We start from the raw sequence: 2,054 nt of genomic DNA on the forward strand, positions 1-2,054 counted from the left end.
AACGAGGTCTCCTCGATGGTCGTCAGTTGCACCTGCAGCTCAGCCCGTTCGGCCTCCAGGCGCTGGCGCAGCTCGTCCAGTTCCTTCTTGCTGTGGGTGATCTTCCCGGCCATGGTCGGAGGAACCTAGCATCGGCGGCTCAGGGCGGCAATGAGTCGGCCTCCGTTGTCCGAAGGCGCAACTCCGCCTCGGGTTGGCCGACGCCGGCGATCTCGAAGACCTTGGCCCGGGAGCGGGTCCCGCGGTGCAGGGAGACCGCGGACCCCGGAACGCCCAGCGCCTCGGCGAGCGCCCGCCGGGCCTCCTCCGTGGCCCGGCCGCCCTCGGGCGCGGCGCGGACGCGCACCACGATCCCCCGATCGTCGAGTCCGACCGAGGCTCGGCCGGCCTTCGGGACCACGCGCACCGTGACCAGACCCATCCCGGGGTGTAGCATCGCCCCCGAAGGCGATGACGGGAACGAGTACGAGGGATCCCGAGCCTGAGCGAGCCGGGGACGGTGTGAGCCCGGCGGCGAGGCCCCTCCGAACATCCTCCTCGAGCCGCCGCCCCAACCGGGCGCGCGCCACGCGCCCGCAGTAGACGCGGCCGGGTCCGCCCGTGACAGCGGTGGGCTGTGGATGCAGCCGATGAGCGGCCGGGCCGGCGGGCCCGGCAACGCGGGGTGGTACCGCGGGGCCCACGCCTCGTCCCTGCAACGGGGACGGGGCGTTCGGCGTTTCGGAGGTGGCGATGTTCGAGCCGGTCGATCGGAAGGCGAACTTCCCCGAGCTCGAACGCGGGGTGCTCGGGTTCTGGCGCGAGGCCGAGGTGTTCCACCGCCAGCTCGAGCAGCGCCGCGGCGAGCCACTGTGGATCTTCTACGAGGGGCCGCCCACCGCGAACGGGCAGCCGGCGATCCATCACACGGAGTCGCGCACCTTCAAGGACGTGTATCCCCGCTTCCGGGCGATGACGGGGCACTTCGTCCCGCGCAAGGCGGGGTGGGACTGCCACGGGCTGCCGGTCGAGCTCGAGGTCGAGAAGGAGATCGGCGTCAAGAGCAAGCGGGACATCGAGGCGTTCGGGGTCGCGGAGTTCAACGCGCTCTGCCGCGAGTCGGTCCAGCGGTACGTGGGCGAGTTCGAACGCCAGACGGAGCGCCTCGGCTTCTGGATCGACACCGACGACGCGTACTGGACGATGGACACCGAGTACATCGAGAGCGTGTGGTGGTCGCTGAAGCACCTTCACGGAAGGGGGTTGTTGTTCCAGGACGATCGGATCACGACCTACTGCCCACGATGCGGCACGCCGCTGTCCGACGCGGAGGTCGCGATGGGCTACGCCGAGGTCGAGGACCCGAGCGTCTTCATCCTGTTCCGCATCGTCGAGGCGACCGACCCGGCGCTCGTCGGAGCCTCGATGCTCGGGTGGACGACCACGCCGTGGACGCTGATCTCCAACACGGGGCTCGCGGTGAAGGACGACGCCGCCTACGTGGTGGTCGAGCTGGAAGGGGAACGGCTGGTGCTGGCCGAGGCGCTGCGGGACGCGGTCCTGCCGGATGCCCCGGTCGTGGCCGGCCCGTTGCCGGGGAGCGCGTTCGTCGGGATCCGGTACGAGCCGCTGTACCCGAACGTCGAGGGCGCCCATCGCGTCGTGGCGGCCGACTTCGTCTCCCTCGAGGACGGCACCGGCGTCGTCCACCTGGCGCCCGCCTTCGGCTCCGAGGACCTCGAGATCGGCAGACGGGAGGGGTGGCCGACGTTCAAGCCGCTCGACGGCGAGGGCCGGTTCACGGACGAGGCTCCGGCGCTCGTTCGCGGCGCCTTCTTCAAGGACGCGGATGAGGCCATCGTCGGCGACCTGCGGTCGCGTGGGCTGCTGCTGCGGGCGGGGACGATCGTCCACGCCTATCCCCTGTGCTGGCGATGCGACACGCCGCTGATCTACATCGCCAGGGGCTCCTGGTACGTGGGGACGACCGCGGTCAAGGACCGGCTGCTCGCGGTGAACGAGGAGGTCGACTGGTATCCGTCGCACATCAAGCACGGGCGCTACGGCGACTGGCT

The 2,054-nt window shown here is 70.8% G+C and carries 2 protein-coding genes; one reads left to right on the forward strand and one right to left on the reverse strand.

Features of this window, described 5'->3' with window-relative positions:
- Nucleotides 1-139: 139 nt before the first annotated feature.
- Nucleotides 140-421 (reverse strand): DUF167 domain-containing protein, encoded by a 282-nt coding sequence (locus VGW35_25430; protein ID HEV8311018.1) that lies wholly within the window; start codon nt 419-421, stop codon nt 140-142.
- A 311-nt stretch (nt 422-732) separates the two neighbouring features.
- On the opposite strand from VGW35_25430, the gene VGW35_25435 reads away from it, so the two are divergent.
- A partial coding sequence (locus tag VGW35_25435; GenBank protein HEV8311019.1) for a class I tRNA ligase family protein occupies nt 733-2,054 on the forward strand: 1,322 nt, incomplete at its 3' end.

This window comes from Candidatus Methylomirabilota bacterium (assembly GCA_036005065.1).
Taxonomy (GTDB): domain Bacteria; phylum Methylomirabilota; class Methylomirabilia; order Rokubacteriales; family DASRDR01; genus DASYQW01.

Excerpts from the sequence above, each read along its gene's own strand:
- VGW35_25430 (HEV8311018.1), bottom strand. The coding sequence starts at position 421 with ATGGGTCTGGTCACGGTGCGCGTGGTCCCGAAGGCCGGCCGAGCCTCG.